Raw genomic sequence first — 25168 nt, forward strand, 5'->3', positions numbered from 1 at the left:
TATAAACTGCAAACAACATAAGCGCGTGAGCAGTCTGCTTAAAGAAAGGAAGTTATGGTAGACGAAAAGAAATGGGGCATCGTGTATTGTCCAAAGGGAGGAATCTTCGGAAATTCCCGTAAAAAATGGGAACGCGTTGAGCGCATTCTCAAGGAACGCAATATTGACTTCGATATGGTTCAGAGCGAGAACGTAAGAAGCGTGGACCGTCTGATACGAATGCTGATTAATAATGGTTACAAAACCATTATTATATATGGTGGCGACTCTGCGCTGAACGATGCCGTAAATTGCGTTATGCAAGAGAAAGAAGAAGTGAGAAGGAGCATCGTTTTCGGTGTTATTCCCAATGGTGTGATGAATGATTTTGCGCATTTCTGGGAGTTTGATGAGGACAATGTTGAGCAAACCATAGCCTGGCTGCAAAAGCGTCGCGTGAGAAAAATCGACCTCGGCTGCATCCGTTACAAGAACAGAAAGGGCGAACGCTGCCACCGTTATTTCCTGAACTGTATCAACGTTGGTTTGATTGCAACGATTATGAACCTTCGCCGCCGTACCAGACACGTCTTGGGTTCGCGCACGCTTTCGTTTATATTCTCTTTCATTCTGCTCGCTTTTCAGCGAATGGACTACCGTATGCACATCAAAATCAATACGGACGAAATCAAGCGAAAGGTAATGACCGTCTGCATTGGCAATGCTCTGGGCTACGGACAGACACCGAATGCAGTCCCCTACAATGGTCTTCTCGATGTTTCGGTGGTTCATCATCCACAGGTTACGCAGCTTTTTGAAGGCATTTACCTGTTCCTCAGAGGCAAATTCCTCAATCACCGCAGCGTGCATCCATACCGAACGCGTGAGATTGAAATGCACGTTGAGCCTCATACACTTGTCGGAATAGACGGAAGACTGATGAGCAACACGCCCGTTGGTCCGTTCAAGATTACCGTGGAAAAAGAAGTTATCAACTTCCTGATTCCAGAATAGAGGCACGAAATCCGCAATAAGACACACCATCTCTGCGAATTAAATCGAAAGCAGATGACACGATAACACCGAGAAATCGTACCATCTGCCAATACAGAACAGGCATTTCTTTTGTCTTTATTTGTTCCTTTCTTACAACGGATAAAAACAGGAATTACAACTGTGCGAAGAATGCGTTCCATTCTTCGCACGTTTGCAATGCGTTTTTGCGAAGATTGCCGTGCATTCTTCGCACGATAGAAAACCAATATTTTACCTATTGATTATCAATCAATTACAAACAGGCTGTTCAAAGACGGCAATCAACACAAAGTTAAGGGTATATTGCATACCCGAAAGACTTTCCACATAGTCAAATTCCACGTTACTACACAATGCTCCTTGATGTATTGAAAAACTGTCATCAGGGAGTTTTTCATCGCCAATAATCAAGACGGAAATTAATATCCTGTGAAAAACGTATCAACGACTATTATTTTTATCTCATTGCATTGTTTATTTCATATATTTTTCGTAATTTTGAAGTGCTAACCGGACCTTGACAAATAAGATCTGACCGACAACACAAAAATAAAAGCAAGATTATCAATTTAAATATATAAACCTAAAAGAAGATGAGCTATCTAAAATTTGAAAAGGCTCTAATGACCAATTTGCAGGACTCGCTGCCGAAAGAGTTGTTGAGAACAAATCGTTCGGGGGCTTATTCGTGTTCAACCATCGTGGATTGCAACACACGCAAGTATCACGGACTGCTTGTAGTGCCGGTTCCTGAACTGGACAACGAGAACCACGTGCTGCTGAGTTCGCTCGACCCTACGGTCATTCAGCACGGTGCTGCATTCAATCTTGGGCTACATAAGTATCAGGGAGATAATTTCAGTCCGAACGGACACAAGTACATCAGGGAGTTTAATTGCGACAACGTGCCGACAACGGTTTACAGAGTCGGTGGCGTGATATTGAAGAAAGAGGTTGTTTTCCAACATTACGAAGATAGAATCCTCATCCGCTATACTCTGGAAGATGCGCATTCGCCGACAACCTTACAGTTCAGACCGTTCCTCGCATTCAGAAGCGTGCGACAGTTCACACACGAGAATGCTGCCATCAACAGGGAATATCAGGAGATTGACAACGGCATCAGCACCTGTCTGTATGCAGGTTATCCGTCGCTCTTTATGCAATTCTCAAAGAAGAACGAGTTCCACTACGAGCCCTACTGGTATCGGGGACTGGAATATCCGAAAGAACAGGAACGAGGCTACGCATCCAATGAAGACTTGTACGTGCCGGGCTACTTTGAAATGACGATAAAGAAGGGCGAAAGCATCGTGTTTTCTGCATCAACGTCCGAAATCAAGACTTCATCCCTGAAGCACCTGTTCGATAAGGAGGTGGAATCCCGCAGTCCACGCGACAATTTCTTTCATTGTCTGGTCAATGCCGCACATCAGTTCCACAACAGAACAGCGAACGACGACCGTTATATCCTCGCCGGCTATCCTTGGTTCAAGTGTCGCGCGCGCGACCAGTTCATAGCTCTTCCGGGGCTTACATTGAGCATTGAGGAGCAAGACTATTTTGAACTCGTGATGAAGACTGCCGAAAGGGGATTGCGAGAATTTATGGTTGGCAAGCCTTTATCGGTTGAAATAGATGAAATAGAAAAACCGGATGTTCCCCTCTGGTGTATATGGGCTATTCAGCAATATGCCAAAGAAGCTGGCAAAGAGCGTTGCACAAAGCTCTATTCCACATTCCTGAAGGATATTCTCCAATACATAGAAAGCGGCAGACACCCCAACCTGCAACTTCACGACAACGGATTGCTCTATTCGGAGGGAAAAGAAGAAGCCATCACGTGGATGAACTCTACCATCAATGGCCGTCCCGTAGTTCCACGTTCGGGCTATATCGTTGAGTTTAATGCACTTTGGTATAATGCTCTTCGTTTCGGAGCTGCCATCGCACGTGAAGAAAACAACGAAGAACTGGCAAATCATTACGAAGCATTGGCTGAAAAATGCAAGCAATCCTTTGTTCCGATGTTCCTCAATGAGTACGGCTATCTGTACGACTACGTAGACGGTAATATGACGGATTGGAGCGTGCGCCCGAATATGATAATTGCCGTTGCACTGGATTACTCTCCCTTGGAGCAAAATCAGAAGAAAAGCGTCATAGACATCTGCACGCGCGAACTGCTTACACCAAAGGGATTGCGCTCGCTTTCACCAAAGAGTGGCGGCTATAATCCGATGTATGTAGGCCCTCAGGACCAACGCGACAAGGCATACCATCAAGGAACGGCGTGGCCTTGGTTAGGAGGATTCTACCTTGAAGCGTGTCTGAAACTCTATAAGCGCACCCGTCTAAGTTTCGTTGAGCGGCAGATGGTGGGCTATGAAGACGAGATTTTCTATCATTGCTTAGGCACACTCCCCGAACTGTTCGACGGCAATCCGCCGTTCCGTGGCCGTGGAGCCATATCCTTCGCAATGAATGTTGCAGAAGTGCTCAGAACGCTGGAGCTTCTTGAGAAATATAAATATCAAAACTAAGGAGGGTACAATATGAAAGTATTAATGTTCGGATGGGAATATCCTCCACACGTTTACGGCGGACTCGCCACAGCAAATTTTGGTATATCAGAAGGACTGCACGCACAGGGAGATGTAGAGACAATTCTCTGTCTGCCACATCCGTTTGGCGATGAAGACAGAACCTATGCCAATATCGTTGCGATGAACTGTGTGCCAATCGCATACCGAGACGTTGATTTCGGCTATGTTCAGTCGCGTGTCGGGCACATAATGAACCCTGAACTTTATTACAAGCTGAGGGAAAACATCTACGCCGACTTCAATATGATGAACGTGAACGACCTTGGCGCATTGGATTTTGCAGGTGGCTATCCTGCAAATCTCCACGAGGAAATCAACAACTATTCCATTATTTCAGGCGTTGTAGCCCGTACATTCGATTTCGATATCATTCACGCGCACGACTGGCTCACTTTCCCCGCAGGCATCCATGCGAAGAAAATTTCCGGAAAACCCTTGTGCATCCACGTGCACGCAACCGATTTCGACCGGTCTCGTGGACAAGTGAATCCCACTGTGTACGCCATTGAAAAGGACGGAATGGACAATGCCGACTGCATAATGTGTGTTTCGGAACTTACCCGTCGGACAGTTATCAACCAGTACCATCAGAATCCCAACAAGGTGTTTACTGTTCACAATGCCGTTTACCCATTGCAAGAAGAAATTGTCGCAATTCCACGTCCCACCCACAAGGGAAAGGAAAAGGTTGTTACCTTTCTTGGCCGCCTGACGATGCAGAAAGGTCCGGAATATTTCGTTGAGGCAGCCAGTATGGTACTCCACCGAACACGCAATGTTCGCTTCTGTATGGCCGGTTCGGGCGATATGATGGAGCAGATGATAAATCTTGCCGCCGAAAGAGGCATTTCCGACCGTTTCCATTTCCCCGGATTTATGCGCGGCAATCAGGTTTATGAGTGCCTGAAAGCGTCAGATGTGTACGTTATGCCGTCCGTGAGCGAGCCATTCGGCATATCTCCATTGGAAGCGATGCAATGCGGAACGCCCACCATCATTTCAAAGCAGAGCGGATGTGCCGAAATCCTGAACAACTGCATCAAGGTAGACTACTGGGATGTCCACGCAATGGCCGACGCGATGTACTCCATCTGCCACAACGAAAGCCTGTTCGACTATCTTTCCACCGAGGGAAAGAACGAGGTAGACCAGATTACGTGGGAGAAAGTGGGTGCGTGGATTCGCGAACTTTACCTGCGGACGCTCGGCTGGGCGTAATCAACCGTGAGACTATCAATCATCCAAACAATTTCAAATAGAAGAATATATGAAAACAATTTGTTTATATTTCGAGATACATCAAATCATTCATCTTCGCCGTTACCGTTTCTTCGACATCGGAACCGACCATTACTACTACGACGATTTTGAAAACGAGCAGACCATTTCCGACATTGCCCGACGAAGCTATATGCCGGCATTGGATATGCTCCAGCAAATGATTCGCGAAAACGGCAAGTTCTTCAAGGTGGCATTCTCACTTTCGGGCGTAGGCATCGAAAGTCTGGAACAGTATGCACCTGAAGTAATCGAGAAACTTCAGGAACTCGCAGCCACAGACTGTGTGGAATTTCTTGCAGAACCCTATTCGCACGGCTTGTCGGCACTCGGAAACGAAGATTGCTTCAAGGAAGAAGTAAAGCGGTTGAGCCGGAAAATAAAGGACATGTTCGGGCAAACTCCAAAGGTATTGCGCAATTCATCGCTGATTTACAGCGACAAAATCGGCTTTCTTGCCTCTCAGATGGGCTTCAAGGGTATGCTTACGGAAGGGGCAAAGCAGGTTTTGGGATGGAAAAGCCCACACTACGTCTATAATTGTGCAATGGCTCCATCGCTGAAACTCCTCCTGCGCGATTACAACTTGAGCGACGACATATCATTGCGCTTCAATAATTCCGACTGGGAGGAATACCCACTGTTCGCAGATGCCTATATGAACAAGATTGCCGCCCTTCCCGACGAGGAACAGTTCGTGGGAATCTTTATGAATCTTTCGGCATTGGGCATAGAGCAACCCCTGTCGAGCAACATTCTCGAGTTCCTCAGAGCACTTCCCTACTGCGCAAAGGACAGAGGGATTACCTTCTCTACGCCGACGGAAGTATGTATGAAGATGAAGAGCGTCGGAGCACTGGAAGTTCCCGAGACAATCAGTTGGCTGGATGAAGAGCGCGACGCGAGCACTTGGCTCGGAAATGCGATGCAGCGCGAGGCTTTCAGCAAGTTGTACAGCGTGGCAGAAAGAGTGCGTATAGCCAATGATCCACGCATCAATCAGGACTGGGACTATCTTCAGGCAAGCAACAATTTTCGTGCAATGTCCACCAAGTCCTCATTGATAGGTATCAACCGCGGCATCTACGACAGTCCTTTCGACGCCTTTACCAATTATATGAATATCCTCGGCGATTTCATCAACCGTGTGAATAATCTCTATCCGGATGATATAGACAATGAGGAACTCAACGGACTGCTGACCACCATCCGTAATCAGGGCGAGGAAATCTCGATGAAGGACAAGGAGGTAGCACGCTTACAGGCAAAGGTCGAGAAACTCGAGGAAGAGGGCGACAAACTCCGCGAACAACTGGAAAAGAAACCCGTAAGGAAAACTGTCCCCCGAGCAAGGACAACTGCCGCAAAAGCCAAGACTATGACTGCAAAAGCCAAAGCGGCAAAGCCTGCTTCGGATGCAAAGGATACGAAGGAATAGACCTTGTCTTTTACATAATACGAAAGTGCCATTGCCGACTCCCGACAATGGCACTTCCGTTTATAGACGGACGAACAGAGTTTTTCATCCAGTATTCATTCAAGCATATTTATTCATCAAAATGAATATCGCTTCATCATCTTGTAAACGTGCGAAGATTGCATTCCATTCTTCACACATTTGGGACTCACTTTTTATACACCTAACTATCAGTTGTTTACAGTGTGTATAAAACTATTGCATTGCATAATATTTATATATGTCAGAAAAAGAAATTTTATAAATAGTATTTCTCAATCAATACGCATAATAAAAGAATATAAAATAGTTTGAGACCTTTGCAAAACTACCTCTACTTCTCACAAATTCGCTTATTCTCACATCAATACTATAAATTGGAGTCTGTGTAAAGGGTAAAAGGGCTTATATTGCCCTCACAAAGTATATATTTCTCCCTTATTTGAGAGAATTTGACACAATTATCCCAGGACTTCGGTAAAGGTTATATGCTACTGCCTCCATGATGTGCTGTGCATGTGTCTTGTCCAATCCGACGTATCTTGCCACTCCTGCACGAAACCACCTGCGCATGGAGCCGAAAGTACGTTCCACCTTGTATCTGATCTTACTGATACAGGCATTGACACGTTGCTCCCTCCCTGTAATCTTCCTGCCTCTGCTCCCCTTGTGCATGATTCGGCTCTTGAGTCTCATCCGGACAAGGACGTCCCTGTTCTCCGATGAGTCATAGCCTTTATCGGCATAAACAGGTGTTCCCTCCGGGAGATTGGCTTTTTGCAAGGGAGTTTCAAGATGCTTGATGTCGCTTGCGTTGGCAGCCGTTGTCTCCTCGGCCAGGACCATCCTGTTCCCGTCCGTCACGGTATGCCGCTTATAACCGAAGTGGAGTTTGCCCATCTTCCTAATCCACCGTGCCTCTCCGTCCACATTAGGCTTGACAACCTCCTTGAGCATCGCCTGTCCAGAACTGTCACCGTCCGCCGCTTCATTGCGGTCCTCCACCACTTCATACTCCTTACGGACACGCTTAACGAGAACGCCCTGGGCGGAAAGTTGACTATTGATCTCGTTGAGCACCACGTCATAGAGGTCCGCCTCCACCAACGTGTTGCGAAAGCGGCACACCGTGGTACTGTCCGGAGCGGTGTCTTCCAGGCCCAGGCCGACGAAGCGGCTGAAGGAGAGACGGTCGTTCACCTGTTCCTCGACCTCACCGTCACTAAGGCCATACCATGTGCGAAGAAGCTCTATCTTGAGCAGAATCAGGCTGTCATAGCTTGGACGACCGGTTGGTTTGTAACCTTTGGTATAAGCGATTTCTATGATACCACGGATAGGGTTCCAATCGATTAGTTTATCGATTTGGGAAAGAAAGCCTGCTTGACTTTACGCTGACCGAGAACGACATCGGCGAAACTGGGAGAAGAGGGATTTTGTTTCATACGATAAAAGTACAAAAAATAAAGGAGATGAACAAGGGTTGGGAGGGAATAGTTTTGCAGAGGTCTCAGTTTTTTGTAATTTATACAAGATTTGTTAATCTATTGCCTCCATTAGTTAATACGTGTTAGTATTGCGCTTATTTTCTATTGGAAATTTGTTTATTGAGAAATAATAGCATAGCTTTGCGATGATTTCCAAAGGAAACAAAGAATGTGTCATTAACGAATAAATAAAATTACAATACGTATGAATAAGGTGTTATTTGCAAGTTTGGCATTTTTTGCTCTTGCATTAAGTAGCTGCAACAGTGCAAATGGAAAGAAGAACATAAACGAACAACAGAAAAGTATTAACAATAAAGAAAGAAAGGACAAAAAAATGAAGACAATAGAAATGAATGTTGCAATGTTTAAGGAAAAGGTAATGGATTATACCAATAATACAAGCGAATGGAAATTCAAGGGAGACAAGCCTGCCATCATTGATTTCTACGCTACTTGGTGTGGTCCTTGCAAACAAACTGCTCCTATTCTCGAAGAGATTGCAAACGATTACGATGGGAAAATCGATGTATATAAAGTGGATGTTGATAAGAACGAGGAACTTGCCGCTATGTTCGGCATCCGTTCTATCCCTACCCTGCTCTTCATTCCAAAGGAAGGCGACCCGACAATCTCTGTTGGTGCAAAGATGAAGCCTGAATTGGAAGAGATGATCAAGCAATATCTATTGAAGTAACAACGCTTTGCCTATCCCGGAAAGTCGGGTTAGGCAGGGATTGAAAAAACAAGCGTTAATGAATAATCTGTGTATCAATAGAATCAGAAACATATACAGAGCTATCGGAGCCTTTGAAATAAAATTGGAAAAGAACTTCCAACTCAACATAAATGAGGCTATGCTGCTAAGTATTCTTCTGGAACACGATAATTTGCTGTCGGGAGAGTTGGCTGATGAACTGGGCATTTCGCGCTCCAATGCTTCAAAAGTGATTGCATCGCTGGAAAAGAAGAAATTGATCAGTCGCGAAACTTGCAAGAAAGACACTCGCTGCCAACGTTTCAGTATAACAGAAGATGGGAGGGAACGAATGTCGCACATCAACTGTGAAAGCTTTGCAGTGCCCGATAATCTCCAAGAACTTGTGAAGATAAGCTAATCTGCCAATAAACTCGTTTGTATCATTTCATAATACAAGCGAGTTTATTTAGTTTCCTCCCAAAAGAAGATTTCATTGTCATTTAATATAGCAATCCCCTTGACTTACTCTACTTTTTCTGCCTCATCAGAACATTACATAGCTTAATGAATTAAACAACAAAAGTTTACAAAAAAAACAGTATGTGCAACTATTTTATCATAATAATTTCTACAAATTAATTCAACAAACAAGTATTAAATTACCTTTCTATTAAATTGGAACGCAGCACCATTTTGTTACCTTCAACATCATACTGATACCGGGGATCTCTTTGAGGAGATAATACTTCTTGCTCGAACGAACCAGTCTGCCCGTCATTCCCTTCAATGGACCGAACTTCACATACACAGGATCGCCCGCTTTCATACTGGCTTCTTCAGGAGAAATAAACTTCTTAATCGTGATATCAGGATTGCACATCAACCTGAATTCATACATCTGATTATGTGGAATAAGATAAAAGTCTCTGGTTTCGCTGCTTGTCATTATCACGCTCATCTTTAAATTAGAGTCATAGACAATGGATCTGAACGCAGAGTCTTCAACCGTTTTCTTCACAAAGATAAGGTTTCGCACAACTGGTTTCAGTCTTCGGCGCACCTTACCATTCTTATCTTTCTCATCAAAATAATTCATTGGAATAAAACTCTCCAAATCTTTTTCTTCAAAATATCTGGCTGCTTCTTCCTGGCGAGCTGCATATAGCCGGATGGCATACCAAGAATTGCCATCGTCAATTATCTCATCCACGTACTTATCTTGAGTTTTTTCCATTGCAAATACAAAAGTAATGATTTAAAATAAAATTGCGAAAGATTAATTTATGAAAATCATCATATTCTGCAAAATCGACAAATAAGGTTTTAAAGCAACAGCCAATTACGAATCATCTGCTTCCCTTCCGGTGTCAGTATACTTTCGGGATGAAACTGAATGCCGTGAATATCATAAGAACGATGACGCAAAGCCATAATCAAACCTTCATTGCTTTCAGCCGTAATTTCCAATTCTGACGGAAAATCATCTTTTGAAATTACCCAACTATGGTATCGACCGACTGTGAATTTATTCTTTATCCTCTTGAATATCGGATCATCGGCTATCAGGCGTGCTTCGGTAGTTACACCGTGAAAGACATCGGACAGATTTTCAAGCTTGCAACCAAATACTTCGCCGATGGCCTGATGCCCGAGACAGACACCGAGAATTGGCTTCTTCCCTGCATAGGTCTTGATTGCATCTAACAGCAATCCTGCTTCTGAAGGTATGCCGGGGCCAGGGCTCAGAATAATCTTATCGAAAGTTTCGAGCTGCGAAAGTTCAAAATCGTCGTTACGACACACCGTAACCTCGGCACCGAGTTCGCGTACAAGCTGAGCCAGATTATAGGTAAACGAATCATAATTATCTATTATAACGCAATTGACTTTCATCATTCTCTTCTCTCTTTATTTTTCCTCCATTCCCTTCCTTTGCCTCTGATTCTATTCCTTTATCTGCTTTATAAACGTTTCCAACTTACTTACATCCTTCATTGCAGGCTTGATTTCAAAGCGACTGTTCAGGTCGATTCCTATAAACTGTGGATGCTTGAATGCCTTTATATTCTCCACATCTTCAGGAGCAATTCCACCTCCCAAGAGGAACGAAACATTGCCTTCGTAAGCATCAAGCACAGTCCAGTCAAATTGTATTCCATCTCCTTCGGCAGCATCATCCTTTGTATCGAAAAGGAAATAGTCCACAACGTTTTCATATTCCCTATATTTCAAGACATCTTCTCGCGAGGCAACCTGCAACACTTTCATAATCTTAATGCCCGGACAGATATCAGGATCGAGCGTGCAACGGAGATTATCTATCATCACGGCACTCTCTGTTCCCTGAAGCTGCACTATATCCAACTTATAATTCACTACTCGGGTTACGATGTTCTGTGGCATATCATCCACAAACACACCACATAGTTTGATTCGTTTCTCTTCTGCCAGCACCAACTTTGAATCCTTGCGACCACGAGCTGCTTCCTGACTTCCGAAATCTGGAATAATGCCGGCGCGCGATGAGATTTGCTGAACAAAACGAGGACTATCCCGGTAGAACACAAAGCCCATCCAATCGATTCCCAATTGTGCTACGTCGTGAATATTCTCGGCATCACGCAGACCACATACTTTTATTATCATAGGTTTATTTATGTTTTCTGAAAGATTTTTCTAATTGTTGATATTTTCAATGAACCGTTTCAATGCTTCGCCCGGGTTTTCTTCCTTCATAAAGTATGCGCCTATGAGGAATCCTTTGTACCCAATTTCCCGTAAATCTCTGACAACTTCAGAATGACTGATACCTCCTGCACTGACTTTCACAGCATCCTCTGGCAGCATTTCTGCCATCTTGAACGACTTTTCCATATCAGTTGCAAACGAACCGAGGATTCTGTTGTTGATTCCGTACATATCCGGCTCACATTCAATGTATTCTAAATCTTCAATACTGTGCATTTCCAAGAGCACTTCCATCTTCAGATGATGCGCCAGAGATATCAACGAATGGCATTGTTCCTTTGTAAGAATGGCTGCCATCAGAAGAATTGCCGACGCTCCGGCATGCTTTGCCTGAAACAATTGGTATTCATCTATCACAAAGTTATTATATAATATAGGTAGACTCACACCTGTTGCGCGTGCTTCCTGTATAAATTCATCGTAACCACCGAAATACGCATTGTCGGTGTGAATGCTCAATGCGGCGGCACCGTTCCTTTCGTAGCTCAATGGTATTTCTCTTGCTTTGCCATCTTGTTTTATCCATCCCTTTGAAGGACTTTTGCGCTTAAACTCTGCAATGACACCCGTGGAAGAATAGAGCAATGCCTGCTTCATAGAAGGAATTTCCCTGTTCATTGCTCCTTCATATTCTATGATGCCAAACAGTTGTTTCATCGGAATGAACTGCCGCCATTGCTCAAGTTCGCATCGCTTGTTGGCTACTATTTCCTCTAAAATATCTTTCATATCGCAAAGTTAATGAAAAAGAAATATTATTCCTTATAATTCTACATTTAATTCTATCAAGAGGCTTTAAATTTTGGATTACCTTACCATTTCCCATCACATCTTTACTCCAATTCCACAAGTATAAAATTGAGAAGTTGTAAGAACTTAAACCCAAATCGGTCATTAGAAAAATCCGCTTTCTTTTTGCAACGGAACCAATAACATGTGCACGCCATAGTTAGTAGCGACACTGTGTTTTACACGATTCTGTTGGACTCTTATAACATTTTGCTATCAAAAATCTCTAATGAACGATTTGGGATAAATCTTTACTCAAACTCTTTTTGTCGAGCCTAAAAATGCTTTTACAAACTAATGGCGGCATAAGTTTTGCCTAAGATTTGCTGCTCTTTTATGTTTTCTTTAATTCTTCAGAAGAACAGTATTGTAAACTCTGTACAACAATAATCATTGCAGCAGTTAAAAACACGATTTTCAAATGACCGAAGAATGGAAAACAATCTTCGCAAGAATGCAATGCAAATGTGCGAAGAATAGAATGCAATCTTCGCACATTTGAAAATGGAGGAATATGTAAAGAAAAAACATAACCAGTATCGCTGTATGACGTGAGTTCGATGAGTTCAGAATAAAGCAAGCTGTGTGATCCAAAACAATAAACCTCTTTCTATGCATTATAGGGAAAGAGAGACTTTAAAAATATGAATGGACTTATCAGGCAGTATATAATAAAGAAAGAGGACCTCATAAGAACACTTGGCAGAATAATATACTGGATGCAGATTAAACAAAACAACAAATCAGAAACAATGAATTTTAAAAGTCAAAACAGACAATTTACCTGAAATACAGATAGACTCGCACTTTCTTATGGAATTTGTCCACAGCTATTTCAAAGTTAAAGAATTGTAAACATTATTTATTTTTAGATATTTTCTGCCATTTTATGCGATTAATCCGTAGAAAATAGATAATTTTGCAGCACCAATTGCATAAGGAAAGGTGCTCGAGTGGCTGAAGAGGCACGCCTGGAAAGCGTGTAACCGTCAAAAGCGGTTCGGGGGTTCGAATCCCCCTCTTTCCGCATTTTATTATTGAACCAAAAAGAGGTTACCGAATATGAAGAAATTGATTGCACATTTTGCAATGATGACTCTCCTCGTTTTTTCTTTCTCAACAAGCGTACTTGCACAAGATTCATCGGCCAACATTCAGGAAAAAACGGCTGCGAGTGTTGCTGCAACTGATACGCTGACGGATGAGGCACTCGATGAAAGTGGCGTTATTGACACGACAGAAGTGGCTGGAGCAAGTAGTGGCGATGGAAATTTGCACAAGTCTCTGAAACGGAAATTCATTGACGGCAACGCAGGTTTTATGTCCTTGGTAGCCCTTGCATTGGTACTTGGACTGGCGTTCTGCATCGAGAGAATCATCTATTTGAGCCTTTCAGAGATAGACACAAAGAAATTTGTGGCAGAACTGGAGAAGAAGATTACCGAAAACGATATTGAAGGAGCAAAGGAACTCAGCAGAAACACACGTGGCCCGGTGGCTTCCATCTGCTATCAGGGCTTGGCGAGAATCGACAGCAGCATAGAAGACATAGAACGGAGCATTACCGCCTACGGAAGCGTACAGAGTGCAAATCTTGAAAAGGGTTGTTCGTGGATTACGCTTTTCATTGCTATGGCACCGTCGTTAGGATTCCTCGGCACGGTTATCGGTATGGTAATGGCATTCGACCAGATTCAGATGGCAGGCGATATAAGCCCTACTATCGTTGCATCGGGTATGAAGGTGGCGTTGATTACGACAATCTTCGGTATTATCGTGGCTTTGGTGTTGCAGGTTTTCTACAATTACATACTTTCCAAGATAGAACATCTGACTGCTCAAATGGAAGAATCGGCAATTTCCCTGCTCGATTCCATTATGAGATACAAATTGAAGAGGTAGCAATGAGGGAGAATAAAGTAGATAAAAAGCTGAATGCAGAACGCTTGTCTCAACGAGTGCTCTACATTCTGATAGTATTCATTGCCGTTTCCTTCGCAGCGTTCTATCTCATTGGCTTTGATATGCCCTTCGTTGAAAACCCTGCTTTCAACGCACCACTGCTCACAGATTTAGTGATTATCACAATGTGGGTATTATTTGCTGGTACGCTCGCCATTGCAGGATTCTCTCTTTATAAGGCAATCCATTCAACGGCAAAAAGCGAAAGCGTGGTGAACAACATACCGGTAAGAAAGATTTCCATTGCTGTTTTCAGCGCAACGCTCCTTTGCCTCGTACTTACATTCATTCTCGGCTCATCAGAAGCAATGCAAATCAACGGCGAGGAATTTACAGACAGGTTTTGGCTGAAGGCAGCCGATATGTTTATGTCTTCATCCATCATTCTGTTGGTGTCAGCTATTGGCGTTGTCATCTTCGGTGCAACACGCTATTACAGGAAAAGAAAGTAAGGAAATATGTTCAGAAGAGAGAAGAGAAAAGTTCCGGGATTGAATACTTCATCGACAGCAGACATTTCGTTTATGCTGTTGATTCTCTTCCTCGTAACCACTTCGATGGACGCAGACAAAGGTGTTTCCGTTCAATTGCCTGCCATCGAGAAGACACAAGACGAACAACCGTCGATGGTGGATGTAGGTAAGATACTGAATTTCAAGATAACGGCAGACAACAAGATATTGCTGAATGGTAAGAATGTAGAGCTTTCCACCATAAAGAGCACTGTATCACAGTTTGTTACAGAAAAAGGAAAGGAGCATATCATTCAAATGGAATCGGACAGAAAGGCATCGTATGATACCTATTTCAATCTTCAAAATGAGATTATTGCAGGCTATCAGATACTGAGAAACAAGCGTTCGGAAGAACTTTACGGAAAATCCTATGCACAGTGCAGCATAGAACAACAGTCAGAAATAAACAAAGAAGTTCCCCAACGTATCTCGGAAACGTATGATTCTCAAGCACCTGTCGGGGAAGGAGGTGGCGAATGAGCATTTACCGAAAGCGAAGCCACGAGATTCCCGCATTGAACACGGCTTCCCTACCCGACCTTATCTTTACCATTCTTTTCTTTTTTATGCTCGTTACACAGATGAGAAAGGTGGCAGTAAAAGTGAAATATCAGTTGCCACAAGGCACGGAACTCACAAAATTAGTGAAGAAATCAGCCATTTCCTATGTTTACATTGGTCAGCCAATGGATGAACTGGGAAACATACAGAGCGATTCTACAATGATTCAGCTCAACGACAAGTTTGTTTCGCTCCCCGAAATGCAGGAATATCTCATCAACGAGCGTGCGGGAATGGACGAAACAGACCGAAAGCAGATGTCAGTGAGCATACGGGCCGACAAAGATGTACCAATGGGAACCATCATCGACCTGAAACAGACCTTGAGAAAGGCCAACACGCTCAACATCAACTACACGGCAATAGCCAGAACAGATTAATATTTTATATTATATTAGGATTATAAATTAAAACAAAGCACTAAAAACAGTTGGGGTTTTAAAAGTTTAATTGTAACTTTGCACCAAATTATTTAAAGAAATGGCACATAGAAGTTTAGATCAACTTGACAAAAAGATTTTGCGTCTCATTGCTGAAGATGCTCGTATTCCATTCTTGGAAGTTGCCCGTGAATGCAATGTCAGCGGCGCAGCTATTCATCAAAGAATACAAAAGCTCACGAATCTCGGCATTCTTAAAGGTTCACAATTCGTCATTGACCCGGAGAAAATCGGATATGAGACTTGTGCATTCATCGGATTGAACTTAAAGAATCCCGAAAATTTCGACACCGTTGTTGAAGCACTGAAGATGATTCCCGAAGTGGTGGAGTGTCACTATACAACGGGCGAATATGACTTGTTCTGCAAAATTTACGCTTACAACAACCATCACTTGCTGAACATCATCCACGATAAGCTCCAGACTTTGGGATTGTCGAGAAGTGTGAGCATAATCTCTTACAATGCTGTGATTGATCGCCCTCTTCCTATCGTCGATTTTCCATTCGAAGGTGGTGAAGACGACGAAGAGGATAACGAGATCGGAGCATAATACAAAGGAAATAAGTATAAAAAAATGAAGTCGAGTTGATTGCAAAGCTACAATTAACTCGACTTTTTATTTTTAAAGAAAGAGAAATCTTTATATCTTTGCGATAGAAATGCGTTACAGCAAAAACAAAAGAACAATCAGAAACAACTCATAAAACATTCAAGACAATGAACATTGGAAAGAAAACATTATTATCCTTGCTCGTTATCGGTGCAGCAATGAGCCTTTCAAGCTGCAAGGAAAACTATTCAAATGGCGAAAAAGTAGGCAACCTTATAGAATTCACGAGCAAAGGAGTATGGTGGGATTCGTGGGAAGGAAGACTGAATATGACACAGACTGGTATGAATACCAGTGGCGAACCTTTCTCGTTCTCGTTCGACAACGACCGTGATGATCAGGATTCGCTCATCAATCTGATGAAACAGGCACAAGTGGAAGGATGGAAACTGAAGATTCGTTATCACGAGGTATGGGGCTTGAAGAATTTCTTTCACAACCGTGGAGAAACCGATTATTTCGTTGATGACGTAACCGTACTCGACAAGGATTTTGCAAATCCACTGAAAAGGAGTGCTGTAAGTAATGGTAAAGGAAAGGTTGTTGATACGATTTACGTGGTAATCGACAAATCTGAACTCAAGAACAGATAAGCTCTTTAAACATAATCAAAGATTAAGTGGGAGCGTTTTCAGACAATTCTTGTGCATAATTCCGCAAAGCTGAGAAGAAAGCATTCTGAACATTGCAATCAATGAACACAGTAAAGGAATACAAGAAAACGAGAACAGCAGAAATATGAATTTGATGAAGAAGAATATTTTGCACATCTTGATTTTCCATAAACGCTCTTCTTAATTATCAATATTGAAACAAGATGGCAAAAATCATTGAAGGCTATATGCCATTCCGTGGATACAAGACCTACTATCGTTCGGTAGGCGAATGCAAAGATGGCAAAAAGCCACTCCTGTTATTACACGGAGGACCAGGAAGTACGCACAATTATTTTGAATTATTGGACGTTTTGGCTGATGATGGCAGACAAGTTATCTCCTATGATCAGTTGGGTTGTGGCAATTCGTTCGTGGAAGGACATCCGGAATTGTGGACGCTGGAAACGTGGATAGAAGAATTGGAAACGCTCATCGAACATCTGCAACTCAAGGATATTCACATTCTCGGACATTCGTGGGGAGGAATGATGATTATTGCTTGGCTGATAGAATACAAGCCTTGCAGCGTCAGTTCTGCAATATTGTCCAGCACGCTGTCATCGAGCAAGTTATGGGGAAGCGAACAGCATCGTCTGATTTCCTTTATGCCACAGGAACATCAGGAAGCAATACAAAAAGCTGAAGCAAACAACGACTGGAAAAATCCCGAATATCTTGCGGCAAACGACTATTACACCATTCGGCACGCTTGCGATATCAAGGGCGAAAGACCAGAATGCCTGATGCGAAAGAAGCGTTTCGGTACAGAATCATACATTACTGCGTGGGGACCAAACGAATATACCCCACTCGGCAATCTTAAAGATTTTGACTATACCGACAGACTGAACGAAATTTCGCAACCCTGTCTGGTTATTAATGGCACAAACGACGAAAGCACGCCACTACTGGCAAAGACTATGTACGACAACATTCCCAATTCTGAATGGGAATTACTGGACGGTGCCCGCCATTTAACCTTTGGCGATCAGACAGAAACATATTGTAGAATCCTCAGAAACTGGATGGAGAAGCACGATTGAATCGTATATTTTCAGCCTCTTCTTAAATAAAGAAAGGCAAGGAACAACAAAATTTTGTCCAAAAACAACGTGGCGTTGCCGTTGTTTTTGGACAAAATTTTTATTATTTTCTACCCTTTGCAACTACTTAACAGCTTCGACTGGCTTCTTTTCGTTGGTCCAAGCTATGATTCCTCCAAGAAGATTGGTAGTCTTGTATCCCTTTTTTTCAAGTATCGAGCAAGCCAGCGCAGAGCGTTTTCCCGAACGGCAATACACAGCAACTGGGCGATTCTTGTCCAATCGTTCCAATGCCTGAGCTTCAAAATCGCCGTCGTGAACATTGATATTCATTGCTCCGTGAATATGAAACTCATTATATTCTCCCGGTGTACGCACATCGAGCAGTTGAACAGAGTCTGTTTTAATCATCTTCTCAAACTCTGAAACCTCAACATTTGCTACTGATGGCGATGTGCATTGTGCTGTAACTCCGACAGCGAAACCAAAAAGTGCCAATATGGTTGCTTTTATCTTGTTCATATATTTCTAAATATTTTATTGCTTTTAATTTATTTGTATATATCTGATACAAAACCTATTTCTATCTATCTTCTAAGATAATGCTTTAATGTGAGTATCGGATGGCGAAGAAGCATTCTCGGACCTGCCCAACGCATCACTTTTCTGATTTCTGCACGCTTTTCCTTGCCGTAACAATGTATCGGGCAAACCTTGCAAACAGGTTTCTTCTCGCCCCAATGACAGTTTTCCAAACGCAACTCACAATAATCAGCCAAATCCCTGTAATGCCCTTTCAACTCCTTCTCGCCAGTCTTGCTTTGGGCATACATCTTAATCATTTCCCTTACAATAACCTTCTCCCTTTCAATCTTTTTCATTCTATAAACATTTCAGTGGGCGCGATGATTGGCTGACCGAAGCCGCATCAGGCATTCGCCAAAGGATTTGACGCAGTAGTCTCAAGATGATAGTAGCTGTGGTCGATACCTTGCTCCGCAAGATAAGTCTTCGCAGCATAATAAATCTCATTATCATTGTTCTCAGCTGAATAAGCAATTACAGCCTGATGCTTGTCTGCCGACAACATATCCATATCCTCTATTGCCAATCCGTGATCATCAAGATAACTGATCAGATTATTGATGTGTCTCGCTACAACGCCCATCGTGTTATCATTCTCGGTAATGTGGAGAAAATGAGTCCCCACAGGTAAAACATTCGCTTTCATTTGGGTAAATAATGTAATAAAATGTTTTGCAAAAATAGCAAAAATAAACGATTCCCACGTATAGTTTCAAAAGTAATACTCTCGCAATTAAAACATATTAACGAATGATTTTTTACATATATATTATATAATTGAAAAGCAACAACTTGCTGCGTATTACTAAATTTTCTATTGAACAGAAATAATTAACTCTCAAGAGAACAAAAGGAGTACGAAGAGCAATGGCAAAAGTTCAGCATTTCATTCCCGTGAGATTACAAATTCTTCCTAAATTTTATTTCACACTATCGGTAATTTATAAAGCCTTAAAGTAATGGAATCAATTTAAAATTGTATCTTTGCATCGAACACTATTCGTGTATATCATATTAATCGTACACGTACATTAATTATAACAGATGGAAAAAGCTGAATACTTTCAGTTGCTTCAATTCAGACTTCTTAAACGTTTGGAGTTGAAGGAGGCAAAGGATATGCAAGGAATGCACATCCGATGGTTCCGGTATGGCAAACATCTGATGAGTGCAAGAGAGGTTACTATCGGCAGTATCATCGACCTTGTGGCAGAGGCAACCACCCTTTCATCGCAGCTCGGCCATGAATCCTTAGCCGATGAATGGCTCAGCCAACTGACGATAGAGGAAATGCAGGCGAAATCCAGAACATTCAGAATACTCGATCCTGACGGACTCCCCACTCCATTGATTACCGAACTCGACAAAGCCACCGGCCAGACGGTGTTCATCGACGAGATTACCCACAAACCTGTCCACTATCTGCTCGACGAACACTATACAGGCACGCCACATCGTCCCGACCCGAAAGACATTATCGACATTCTCATCTTCCTCAAACGGCAACAGACGCTCGGCAATTACGTTACATTCTATAATCAAGGATGCTTCGCCGACAGTGGCTTGGAATGGATTCCACCCGGCAAAAACGATTCAGAACTGAAAGCAATGATGGAACTCTATGGCAGTTTGAACTTCGACGGAGAGGTACCATCAGAGGCATTGGACGAGGAATTTACATCATACGTCTCTCCGATTGAATACGATGCCGTTTACAGGCTTTCCGACGACAAGCTCAACACGCTCTATCTGGCGTGGATAAGATAAATGACAATGCAAACTAAATGGAGAAATAAGATTCAGATATCTCTTCAAAATCAAAATTAAATGCAGATGAAAACGGGAAAAACAATTATGTCTCTAATGCTTTCTGCAATCTCAATGATTGCGATTTCGTGTTCAACAGCCAAAATACAAGAACAGACGGCAACCCTCTTGCCGGAACTTGTTTTCACTTTCAACAGCAAAGGAGAATGTATCGTGAAGAACGCACAAAAAATTTCAAAGAAAGACTTCAGCAAATTATCACAAAAAGATGGTTTACAATGGATTTCCACACGTGAGATTATGCCTTCAGGAGAACTCGCAAAGAATGATTCTTACCACCTAATCAGAGGACGAAGCCCGATGAGTTACTTCTTTGAAGACGGCAAAATCCACTCCTTTTTCTTCAATTCTGCAACCGGGAGAATCGCATCCAATCCCTACCCTTTTGAATATGACGAGAAAGAATGCAGACTGATCATCAACAATTTTGCTACGATGCAGATTGTAAGACTGACAAACGATGAAGTAGGTGCAGTCAGTCTGTTGGGAACCGATGCCGAAGGAAAGCCAACCTACGCATACACAATCTACAAACAACTTTCTGCTGCCGAAGTACAGGCTATGAAAACGAAGTATGGATATGAAGAACCAATTCAGATAATTGAAAAAAGAGAAGAAAAAGAATAAGCCTGAAAACTTAATTCACGATTGCTTTATGACAAGGTTTTGCAAGAAACCGGCTGCCTGCATATTCAAAGGCTATCAATTTTTCTGCTTGAAATATTTTTACAATATAGTTGAAAATACGGCGATATTTTGAAAAAATATTTTTCTATTCGCAAATATGCCCGTTATTTGATAATTTTATAAAATACTGATATTTAACGATTTATAAATATTATCTCGATTAGTGAAATTTATCTGACGTGCATTCTTGCGAAGAATGCACAGTTCCAAGTTGATTTTATCAAGGAGTTGTGCTTCCATTCTTCGCAATTTCGTTTTGCGTTTATGCGAAGAATGGAAAACATTTATCGCACACTTGTATTGCATTCTTCGGACAAATGGAAAATTAGAAGTGAAAACAAAGTGTGAATTGATGAAAAACCATTGCCGAAATTCCTATTTTGAGATTTTACAGAAGCCTTTTTTCAGAAAGATTTATTTACAAGTCATTCGTAGAATGACAATCCTGAAAAAATATAATAATCTATCAAAAATTAAATATAATGCTAATATCGTGCTTGATATATGTCAATAAAATGAACTTTCAATGAGTTTTTCCATTAAAAAACCTTGCTGTGTCCGATAACAGTCGTATCTTTGCATCATCATAAGATAACAAGTAATGATTGTTTTAGATTAGTAACAGTTAATAGGCTACTTATAAGGTAAAGAACTGAATTGTTTTCAGAAAATAGGATTAGTAAAATTGAGGTTAAAGATTGATTCAAATTTCAGGATTACAGGTTGATTTAGGTAGATTAGTTATATAAGGAAAAAGATTTTAAGAGTTCAAGAGAGACACTTTAGGTTGTCTGTCGACAGCCAAGAGGTGCACAACGAGCAAGAAATTGCTGTTGCGCACCTTTTTATTTTATATTTAAATTTAGGAATGCGCTACATTTTTTCATAGATTTATTTGGGAAAAACTCTTTGCTCCCACATAGAAAAAAAATCAAGAGCAATAAGAAATAAAAACAAATTGGTCATATCTTCATTTGAAAATATGACCGTCTATTTTGAAAAACTTATGATTTTCTTAGCAACCACTACCATCCAGTCGGCACGATGGAGCATCTGAGTCAGCCGACTTCAACCCAGCATCTTCAGGATTGAGCGTTATCGTACCATCTTCGAGCACAAAACAGGGGATGCCTGCGTATCCCATCTGTTTCGCTTCATCGAACACAGGGCTGTTATCTCGCAGACGGAGAAATTCCTTGAGATAGCGCACGTGTTCGCCGATATCAATGATTTTGTAATTATTGTTTCCCTTTACCTGCTCGTCCACGGCCACACAGTCGGGACAAGACTTCATTCCATATATCTTTATCATAGTTGCAGGGAATTAATGGTTACAGATTTTGCTTGAATCCACCGTAAATTCATCTTCCTGAGAAGGCATAAACTTGCCACGCTGTTCCAGAAAATCAACAAGCTCTTCGGCAGAAAGCCCTTCAACAGAGCAAGTATGGAAGGTTTCTTCCGGTCCGAATTTCTCAATAATAGCTTTCACAAGGCTTTCCTTTGTAGTGTAGCTATTACCCTCCATCATATGCAATACGTCGTGTCCGTGTGTCATATTCTATTTCCTTTCGTTTTATTTGTTTATTAAATTCTGCGCAAAGATAAACTATTTAATATGTATGGAGAGTAACATTTGTGCCCTTTCAAGTGTTTTTAACTTAAATTAGTAGGACTGGAAGAAGGAAGGAAGACTACAAGAAAAGTGAACGCTTTCCCATTGTTTTTAGAGAAATATGATTTATCTAGGTAAAAACAAATGGTGCGAATACGATGTATTGGTTCGCAATACGGTTGATTTGCTTGAAAAAAGAAAACATTGAAACAACAAAGCTGCCGACACGATGAAATCATTATTCTCAAAAGATTAGAAAGAGAGTTGAATATGGCTTAAAGGAGAAAGTTTGTTATTCCGTAAGTATCAAAAAGTCAGCAATATAACTACATTTATTGTTTTTGTTTCTATGTTTTCATAGAGGCAAAAACTTGAAATCAGATACCTATTCCGTTGGTTAATTTATGCAAAAAAGAATATATATTCTTGCGTGAATAAAAGAATATTTCATATTTTTGTGATATCAATTTGATATCATTTAATCGTATAACTTAAAACAAGAAAATATGGAAAATAAAGAATTTTCATTTCAGGGAAAAGTCTTCAGTGGCTTAGGTATGCTTTTCGTAAACATCCTAATGGGAATCGCTGCACTGGCAATCGGCATTTATGGGATAGTATTACTCGATAATGGAGCCGACTTCGGAGGATGGCTGTTGGGAGGCGGGATTTTGTTGCTGCTCCTGTCGATTTTCGTATTAGCGGGATTTATTAAAGTAGAACCCAATGAAGCACTTGTAATGATGTTTTTCGGGCAATACAAAGGTACGTTTACCAAAGTGGGATTTCATTGGGTAAATCCTCTTATCTACACGAAGAAACTTTCGTTCCGTGCCCGAAACATTGATGCGGAGCCTATCAAGGTAAACGACAAGACGGGTAATCCGGTTATGATTGGTATGATGCTCGTGTGGAAACTGAAAGATACGTACAAAGCTATCTTTGAAATCGACTCGGAAACGATGGCACAGGGGAACGTGGCCACCGACGGAACGCAAAAGCCCGGCGACCTTATGTCGGCCTTTGAAAGGTTTGTCAGAGTACAGGGCGATGCAGCCTTGCGACAGGTGGCAGGTCAGTATGCCTACGACAACATCGAGGACGACAATGATTCGCAGACGCTCCGCGACAATAGCGACGAAATAAACAAGCTCCTTGAAGCCACGCTGGACGAGCGTTTGGATATGGCGGGAATAGAGATTGTAGAAGCCCGAATCAATTATCTCGCCTATGCACCAGAGATTGCCGCTGTAATGTTGCGTCGCCAGCAGGCAAGTGCCATCATTTCGGCACGCGAAAAGATTGTGGACGGTGCCGTTTCGATGGTGGATTTGGCGTTGAAACGACTCAGCGAAGACAATATCGTGGACTTGGACGAGGACAAGAAGGCTGCAATGGTAAGCAATCTGATGGTGGTTCTTTGCAGCGAGAACAACACGCAAGCCGTAGTAAACACCGGAACCTTGAATATGTAAGAGACAAAGGATACAAGGATTGTATTAAGTGTTGGCTGACCAGACTTCCACCGTCAGACGGATAAGATGAAAATTCTGAATCAGAAGCATTCGGTCGCCGATACTTAATACTTTCAATCAACCGTTATGGCAAAAAAAGAAAGTGCAAACAAAAGTTTTATCCTTCGAATGGATGCTGAAACTATGGCTGCCATTGAAAAATGGGCTGCCGACGAATTCCGTTCCACCAACGGACAGCTTCAGTGGATTATAACTGAAGCACTGCGCAAAGCCCGCCGTCTGCCGAAGAATAAAAAAGCAACTGAAGAATAAGCAATAGTAATACTCGTGGCGAGGCTCGTTCTCGCCAACGCTTGTTTACATACCTTCAAACCCAAGTATAGTAAAATCAATACGCAAGAAAATGACACTTCCAAGAACAAAACAAGGAACCATACTGGAACTTCTATGCGCATCTGCGCTCATCATCAGTTGGGCTGTCTCCATAGTTGGATTCCACAATGGGAAAATATCTGTTAATGGCATTATTGGTGTGGGCATTATGACTCTTTCTGTGGTTGTACTGCTCGCCGCTGCCTATAAACCACGGATGAAGTGGGTAAACTTCACTTTCGACCGTAAGCTGAGCAATCACAAGCAATACCATCTCAACGCTATGATGTTGCGATTGGTGGCTTTATGGGTATCGTGCAGTATCATTCTCAAATCGATTGTGAGAAACTTTTCCGACCCTCTCCAAACCGTGATGGACATTTGCTTCTCAGTGGTTATAGCGATTATCGTGATTTATTTCACGAATAAAATCAATGAAGCAGGATAGTTTTCGGCTTGTAAGGAAGAAAAAAACGGATGCAAATTGTGCTAAATTCCATTATGCTTTTTAAGCAGGAATGCAGCCATTTGCATCTTTTTTTACCTGAATTTTGAATAAATCCAGAATCAGGAAACGACTTTATTGGAACGCCTTTGGAAAATATCACGTAATATTTCAGTAAATATCACGTAATATCTCGGCAAATATCACGTAATATTTCAATAAATATCACGTAATATTTCGGCAAATATCACGTGATATTTATGTGGAAATGATTTCTGATTCCCGAAAGGCGAA

At 41.9% G+C, this 25168-nt stretch carries 28 protein-coding genes, 1 tRNA gene and 1 pseudogene; 19 read left to right on the forward strand and 11 right to left on the reverse strand.

Annotated features, from left to right (window positions below):
* Positions 1 to 54 precede the first annotated feature (54 nt).
* The 4 genes from P150_RS0113555 (at position 55) to P150_RS0113570 (ending at position 6336) form a co-directional block, all read left to right on the forward strand.
* Positions 55 to 993, forward strand: a complete 939-nt coding sequence (locus tag P150_RS0113555) for a diacylglycerol kinase family protein (protein ID WP_028898158.1) — start codon at positions 55 to 57, stop codon at positions 991 to 993.
* A gap of 614 nt (positions 994 to 1607) precedes the next feature.
* A complete protein-coding gene (locus tag P150_RS0113560; RefSeq protein ID WP_028898159.1) occupies positions 1608 to 3557 on the forward strand; it encodes a glycogen debranching enzyme N-terminal domain-containing protein in 1950 nt (649 codons plus the stop codon).
* 12 nt (positions 3558 to 3569) lie between these two features.
* On the forward strand, positions 3570 to 4838 hold the full coding sequence (locus P150_RS0113565) for a glycosyltransferase family 4 protein (RefSeq protein WP_028898160.1): 1269 nt from the start codon (positions 3570 to 3572) through the stop codon (positions 4836 to 4838).
* Positions 4839 to 4887: 49 nt separating this feature from the next.
* Entirely contained in the window at positions 4888 to 6336 is a 1449-nt protein-coding gene (locus P150_RS0113570; protein WP_028898161.1) for a glycoside hydrolase family 57 protein, read from the forward strand.
* 456 nt (positions 6337 to 6792) lie between these two features.
* Here the strand turns inward: P150_RS0113570 and P150_RS16590 are convergent.
* Positions 6793 to 7799, reverse strand: a pseudogene (locus tag P150_RS16590) (IS5 family transposase).
* A gap of 247 nt (positions 7800 to 8046) precedes the next feature.
* Here P150_RS16590 and trxA point away from each other — a divergent pair.
* Entirely contained in the window at positions 8047 to 8538 is a 492-nt protein-coding gene (trxA, locus tag P150_RS0113580) for a thioredoxin (RefSeq protein ID WP_028898162.1), read from the forward strand.
* A gap of 58 nt (positions 8539 to 8596) precedes the next feature.
* Positions 8597 to 8959 (forward strand): MarR family winged helix-turn-helix transcriptional regulator, encoded by a 363-nt coding sequence (locus tag P150_RS0113585; RefSeq protein WP_028898163.1) that lies wholly within the window; start codon positions 8597 to 8599, stop codon positions 8957 to 8959.
* A gap of 252 nt (positions 8960 to 9211) precedes the next feature.
* Here P150_RS0113585 and P150_RS0113590 read toward each other — a convergent pair whose 3' ends face one another.
* The 4 genes from P150_RS0113590 to P150_RS0113605 all read right to left on the reverse strand — a co-directional run bounded on the left by P150_RS0113590 (position 9212) and on the right by P150_RS0113605 (position 12018).
* On the reverse strand, positions 9212 to 9775 hold the full coding sequence (locus P150_RS0113590) for a UpxY family transcription antiterminator (protein WP_028898164.1): 564 nt from the start codon (positions 9773 to 9775) through the stop codon (positions 9212 to 9214).
* A gap of 89 nt (positions 9776 to 9864) precedes the next feature.
* Positions 9865 to 10434: an aminodeoxychorismate/anthranilate synthase component II gene (locus P150_RS0113595; protein WP_028898165.1), complete on the reverse strand. Its 570-nt coding sequence runs from the start codon at positions 10432 to 10434 to the stop codon at positions 9865 to 9867.
* A 51-nt stretch (positions 10435 to 10485) separates the two neighbouring features.
* Positions 10486 to 11187, reverse strand: coding sequence for a phosphoribosylanthranilate isomerase (locus P150_RS0113600; protein ID WP_028898166.1), 702 nt, complete (start codon positions 11185 to 11187; stop codon positions 10486 to 10488).
* 30 nt (positions 11188 to 11217) lie between these two features.
* Positions 11218 to 12018, reverse strand: a complete 801-nt coding sequence (locus tag P150_RS0113605; protein WP_028898167.1) for an indole-3-glycerol-phosphate synthase — start codon at positions 12016 to 12018, stop codon at positions 11218 to 11220.
* 999 nt (positions 12019 to 13017) lie between these two features.
* On the opposite strand from P150_RS0113605, the gene P150_RS0113615 reads away from it, so the two are divergent.
* The 7 genes from P150_RS0113615 (at position 13018) to P150_RS0113645 (ending at position 16762) form a co-directional block, all read left to right on the forward strand.
* Positions 13018 to 13105 (forward strand) — tRNA-Ser (locus P150_RS0113615).
* A gap of 35 nt (positions 13106 to 13140) precedes the next feature.
* Positions 13141 to 13980, forward strand: coding sequence for a MotA/TolQ/ExbB proton channel family protein (locus P150_RS0113620; RefSeq protein WP_028898168.1), 840 nt, complete (start codon positions 13141 to 13143; stop codon positions 13978 to 13980).
* Between the two features lie 2 nt (positions 13981 to 13982).
* Complete coding sequence (locus P150_RS0113625; RefSeq protein WP_028898169.1) at positions 13983 to 14492, forward strand: hypothetical protein; 510 nt, start codon at positions 13983 to 13985, stop codon at positions 14490 to 14492.
* Positions 14493 to 14498: 6 nt separating this feature from the next.
* Positions 14499 to 15035 carry a biopolymer transporter ExbD gene (locus P150_RS0113630; protein ID WP_028898170.1) on the forward strand — a complete coding sequence of 179 codons (537 nt, stop codon included), beginning with the start codon at positions 14499 to 14501 and terminating at the stop codon, positions 15033 to 15035.
* Positions 15032 to 15496 carry a biopolymer transporter ExbD gene (locus P150_RS0113635; protein ID WP_028898171.1) on the forward strand — a complete coding sequence of 155 codons (465 nt, stop codon included), beginning with the start codon at positions 15032 to 15034 and terminating at the stop codon, positions 15494 to 15496. The genes P150_RS0113630 and P150_RS0113635 overlap by 4 nt, the downstream gene beginning before the upstream one ends.
* 100 nt (positions 15497 to 15596) lie before the next feature.
* Entirely contained in the window at positions 15597 to 16109 is a 513-nt protein-coding gene (locus tag P150_RS0113640) for an Lrp/AsnC family transcriptional regulator (RefSeq protein WP_028898172.1), read from the forward strand.
* A gap of 167 nt (positions 16110 to 16276) precedes the next feature.
* Entirely contained in the window at positions 16277 to 16762 is a 486-nt protein-coding gene (locus P150_RS0113645) for a hypothetical protein (RefSeq protein ID WP_028898173.1), read from the forward strand.
* Between the two features lie 22 nt (positions 16763 to 16784).
* Here P150_RS0113645 and P150_RS17860 read toward each other — a convergent pair whose 3' ends face one another.
* Positions 16785 to 16952: a hypothetical protein gene (locus P150_RS17860; protein WP_197018093.1), complete on the reverse strand. Its 168-nt coding sequence runs from the start codon at positions 16950 to 16952 to the stop codon at positions 16785 to 16787.
* A 34-nt stretch (positions 16953 to 16986) separates the two neighbouring features.
* On the opposite strand from P150_RS17860, the gene pepI reads away from it, so the two are divergent.
* Positions 16987 to 17868 carry a proline iminopeptidase gene (gene pepI, locus P150_RS0113650; RefSeq protein ID WP_028898174.1) on the forward strand — a complete coding sequence of 294 codons (882 nt, stop codon included), beginning with the start codon at positions 16987 to 16989 and terminating at the stop codon, positions 17866 to 17868.
* Positions 17869 to 17991: 123 nt separating this feature from the next.
* Here the strand turns inward: pepI and P150_RS0113655 are convergent, their stop codons facing one another.
* The 3 genes from P150_RS0113655 to P150_RS0113665 form a co-directional block, all read right to left on the reverse strand.
* Positions 17992 to 18390, reverse strand: a complete 399-nt coding sequence (locus P150_RS0113655; RefSeq protein WP_028898175.1) for a rhodanese-like domain-containing protein — start codon at positions 18388 to 18390, stop codon at positions 17992 to 17994.
* A gap of 65 nt (positions 18391 to 18455) precedes the next feature.
* The gene (locus tag P150_RS0113660; RefSeq protein WP_028898176.1) at positions 18456 to 18749 is read right to left on the reverse strand and encodes a nitrous oxide-stimulated promoter family protein; all 294 of its coding nucleotides are present in this window, start codon (positions 18747 to 18749) and stop codon (positions 18456 to 18458) included.
* A gap of 47 nt (positions 18750 to 18796) precedes the next feature.
* The gene (locus P150_RS0113665) at positions 18797 to 19099 is read right to left on the reverse strand and encodes a hypothetical protein (RefSeq protein WP_028898177.1); all 303 of its coding nucleotides are present in this window, start codon (positions 19097 to 19099) and stop codon (positions 18797 to 18799) included.
* Positions 19100 to 19497: 398 nt separating this feature from the next.
* Here P150_RS0113665 and P150_RS0113670 point away from each other — a divergent pair, with 398 nt between their 5' ends.
* Both P150_RS0113670 and P150_RS0113675 read left to right on the forward strand, forming a co-directional pair.
* Complete coding sequence (locus P150_RS0113670; RefSeq protein ID WP_028898178.1) at positions 19498 to 20220, forward strand: hypothetical protein; 723 nt, start codon at positions 19498 to 19500, stop codon at positions 20218 to 20220.
* Between the two features lie 66 nt (positions 20221 to 20286).
* Entirely contained in the window at positions 20287 to 20907 is a 621-nt protein-coding gene (locus tag P150_RS0113675; protein WP_155953021.1) for a hypothetical protein, read from the forward strand.
* A 1075-nt stretch (positions 20908 to 21982) separates the two neighbouring features.
* On the opposite strand, the gene P150_RS0113680 is transcribed toward P150_RS0113675, so the two are convergent.
* Together P150_RS0113680 and P150_RS0113685 are read right to left on the reverse strand one after the other, a co-directional pair.
* Positions 21983 to 22279, reverse strand: coding sequence for a hypothetical protein (locus P150_RS0113680; protein ID WP_028898180.1), 297 nt, complete (start codon positions 22277 to 22279; stop codon positions 21983 to 21985).
* A gap of 12 nt (positions 22280 to 22291) precedes the next feature.
* Positions 22292 to 22525: a YecH family metal-binding protein gene (locus P150_RS0113685; RefSeq protein WP_028898181.1), complete on the reverse strand. Its 234-nt coding sequence runs from the start codon at positions 22523 to 22525 to the stop codon at positions 22292 to 22294.
* Between the two features lie 563 nt (positions 22526 to 23088).
* Here P150_RS0113685 and P150_RS0113690 point away from each other — a divergent pair.
* The 3 genes from P150_RS0113690 to P150_RS0113700 all read left to right on the forward strand — a co-directional run bounded on the left by P150_RS0113690 (position 23089) and on the right by P150_RS0113700 (position 24877).
* Positions 23089 to 24057: an SPFH domain-containing protein gene (locus P150_RS0113690; protein ID WP_028898182.1), complete on the forward strand. Its 969-nt coding sequence runs from the start codon at positions 23089 to 23091 to the stop codon at positions 24055 to 24057.
* 126 nt (positions 24058 to 24183) lie between these two features.
* Positions 24184 to 24369, forward strand: coding sequence for a hypothetical protein (locus P150_RS0113695; protein ID WP_028898183.1), 186 nt, complete (start codon positions 24184 to 24186; stop codon positions 24367 to 24369).
* A gap of 91 nt (positions 24370 to 24460) precedes the next feature.
* The gene (locus P150_RS0113700) at positions 24461 to 24877 is read left to right on the forward strand and encodes a hypothetical protein (RefSeq protein ID WP_028898184.1); all 417 of its coding nucleotides are present in this window, start codon (positions 24461 to 24463) and stop codon (positions 24875 to 24877) included.
* Positions 24878 to 25168: the final 291 nt, after the last annotated feature.

The organism is Prevotella sp. HUN102, from assembly GCF_000688375.1.
Classification (GTDB): domain Bacteria; phylum Bacteroidota; class Bacteroidia; order Bacteroidales; family Bacteroidaceae; genus Prevotella.

What these genes read in the sequence shown, in the direction of transcription:
- P150_RS0113555 (WP_028898158.1), top strand. Translation starts at nt 55, where the DNA reads ATGGTAGACGAAAAGAAATGGGGCATCGTGTATTGTCCAAAGGGAGGA.
- P150_RS0113665 (WP_028898177.1), bottom strand. Translation starts at nt 19,099, where the DNA reads ATGAAAGCGAATGTTTTACCTGTGGGGACTCATTTTCTCCACATTACC.
- P150_RS0113565 (WP_028898160.1), top strand. Translation starts at nt 3,570, where the DNA reads ATGAAAGTATTAATGTTCGGATGGGAATATCCTCCACACGTTTACGGC.
- P150_RS0113570 (WP_028898161.1), top strand. Translation starts at nt 4,888, where the DNA reads ATGAAAACAATTTGTTTATATTTCGAGATACATCAAATCATTCATCTT.
- P150_RS0113680 (WP_028898180.1), bottom strand. Translation starts at nt 22,279, where the DNA reads ATGATAAAGATATATGGAATGAAGTCTTGTCCCGACTGTGTGGCCGTG.
- P150_RS0113700 (WP_028898184.1), top strand. Translation starts at nt 24,461, where the DNA reads ATGACACTTCCAAGAACAAAACAAGGAACCATACTGGAACTTCTATGC.
- P150_RS0113670 (WP_028898178.1), top strand. Translation starts at nt 19,498, where the DNA reads ATGGAAAAAGCTGAATACTTTCAGTTGCTTCAATTCAGACTTCTTAAA.
- P150_RS0113620 (WP_028898168.1), top strand. Translation starts at nt 13,141, where the DNA reads ATGAAGAAATTGATTGCACATTTTGCAATGATGACTCTCCTCGTTTTT.
- P150_RS0113605 (WP_028898167.1), bottom strand. Translation starts at nt 12,018, where the DNA reads ATGAAAGATATTTTAGAGGAAATAGTAGCCAACAAGCGATGCGAACTT.
- P150_RS0113585 (WP_028898163.1), top strand. Translation starts at nt 8,597, where the DNA reads ATGAATAATCTGTGTATCAATAGAATCAGAAACATATACAGAGCTATC.
- P150_RS0113690 (WP_028898182.1), top strand. Translation starts at nt 23,089, where the DNA reads ATGGAAAATAAAGAATTTTCATTTCAGGGAAAAGTCTTCAGTGGCTTA.
- P150_RS0113640 (WP_028898172.1), top strand. Translation starts at nt 15,597, where the DNA reads ATGGCACATAGAAGTTTAGATCAACTTGACAAAAAGATTTTGCGTCTC.
- pepI (WP_028898174.1), top strand. Translation starts at nt 16,987, where the DNA reads ATGGCAAAAATCATTGAAGGCTATATGCCATTCCGTGGATACAAGACC.
- trxA (WP_028898162.1), top strand. Translation starts at nt 8,047, where the DNA reads ATGAATAAGGTGTTATTTGCAAGTTTGGCATTTTTTGCTCTTGCATTA.
- P150_RS0113645 (WP_028898173.1), top strand. Translation starts at nt 16,277, where the DNA reads ATGAACATTGGAAAGAAAACATTATTATCCTTGCTCGTTATCGGTGCA.
- P150_RS0113685 (WP_028898181.1), bottom strand. Translation starts at nt 22,525, where the DNA reads ATGACACACGGACACGACGTATTGCATATGATGGAGGGTAATAGCTAC.
- P150_RS0113695 (WP_028898183.1), top strand. Translation starts at nt 24,184, where the DNA reads ATGGCAAAAAAAGAAAGTGCAAACAAAAGTTTTATCCTTCGAATGGAT.
- P150_RS0113635 (WP_028898171.1), top strand. Translation starts at nt 15,032, where the DNA reads ATGAGCATTTACCGAAAGCGAAGCCACGAGATTCCCGCATTGAACACG.
- P150_RS0113625 (WP_028898169.1), top strand. Translation starts at nt 13,983, where the DNA reads ATGAGGGAGAATAAAGTAGATAAAAAGCTGAATGCAGAACGCTTGTCT.
- P150_RS0113660 (WP_028898176.1), bottom strand. Translation starts at nt 18,749, where the DNA reads ATGAAAAAGATTGAAAGGGAGAAGGTTATTGTAAGGGAAATGATTAAG.
- P150_RS0113590 (WP_028898164.1), bottom strand. Translation starts at nt 9,775, where the DNA reads ATGGAAAAAACTCAAGATAAGTACGTGGATGAGATAATTGACGATGGC.
- P150_RS0113600 (WP_028898166.1), bottom strand. Translation starts at nt 11,187, where the DNA reads ATGATAATAAAAGTATGTGGTCTGCGTGATGCCGAGAATATTCACGAC.
- P150_RS17860 (WP_197018093.1), bottom strand. Translation starts at nt 16,952, where the DNA reads ATGGAAAATCAAGATGTGCAAAATATTCTTCTTCATCAAATTCATATT.
- P150_RS0113655 (WP_028898175.1), bottom strand. Translation starts at nt 18,390, where the DNA reads ATGAACAAGATAAAAGCAACCATATTGGCACTTTTTGGTTTCGCTGTC.
- P150_RS0113595 (WP_028898165.1), bottom strand. Translation starts at nt 10,434, where the DNA reads ATGAAAGTCAATTGCGTTATAATAGATAATTATGATTCGTTTACCTAT.
- P150_RS0113630 (WP_028898170.1), top strand. Translation starts at nt 14,499, where the DNA reads ATGTTCAGAAGAGAGAAGAGAAAAGTTCCGGGATTGAATACTTCATCG.
- P150_RS0113560 (WP_028898159.1), top strand. Translation starts at nt 1,608, where the DNA reads ATGAGCTATCTAAAATTTGAAAAGGCTCTAATGACCAATTTGCAGGAC.
- P150_RS0113675 (WP_155953021.1), top strand. Translation starts at nt 20,287, where the DNA reads ATGAAAACGGGAAAAACAATTATGTCTCTAATGCTTTCTGCAATCTCA.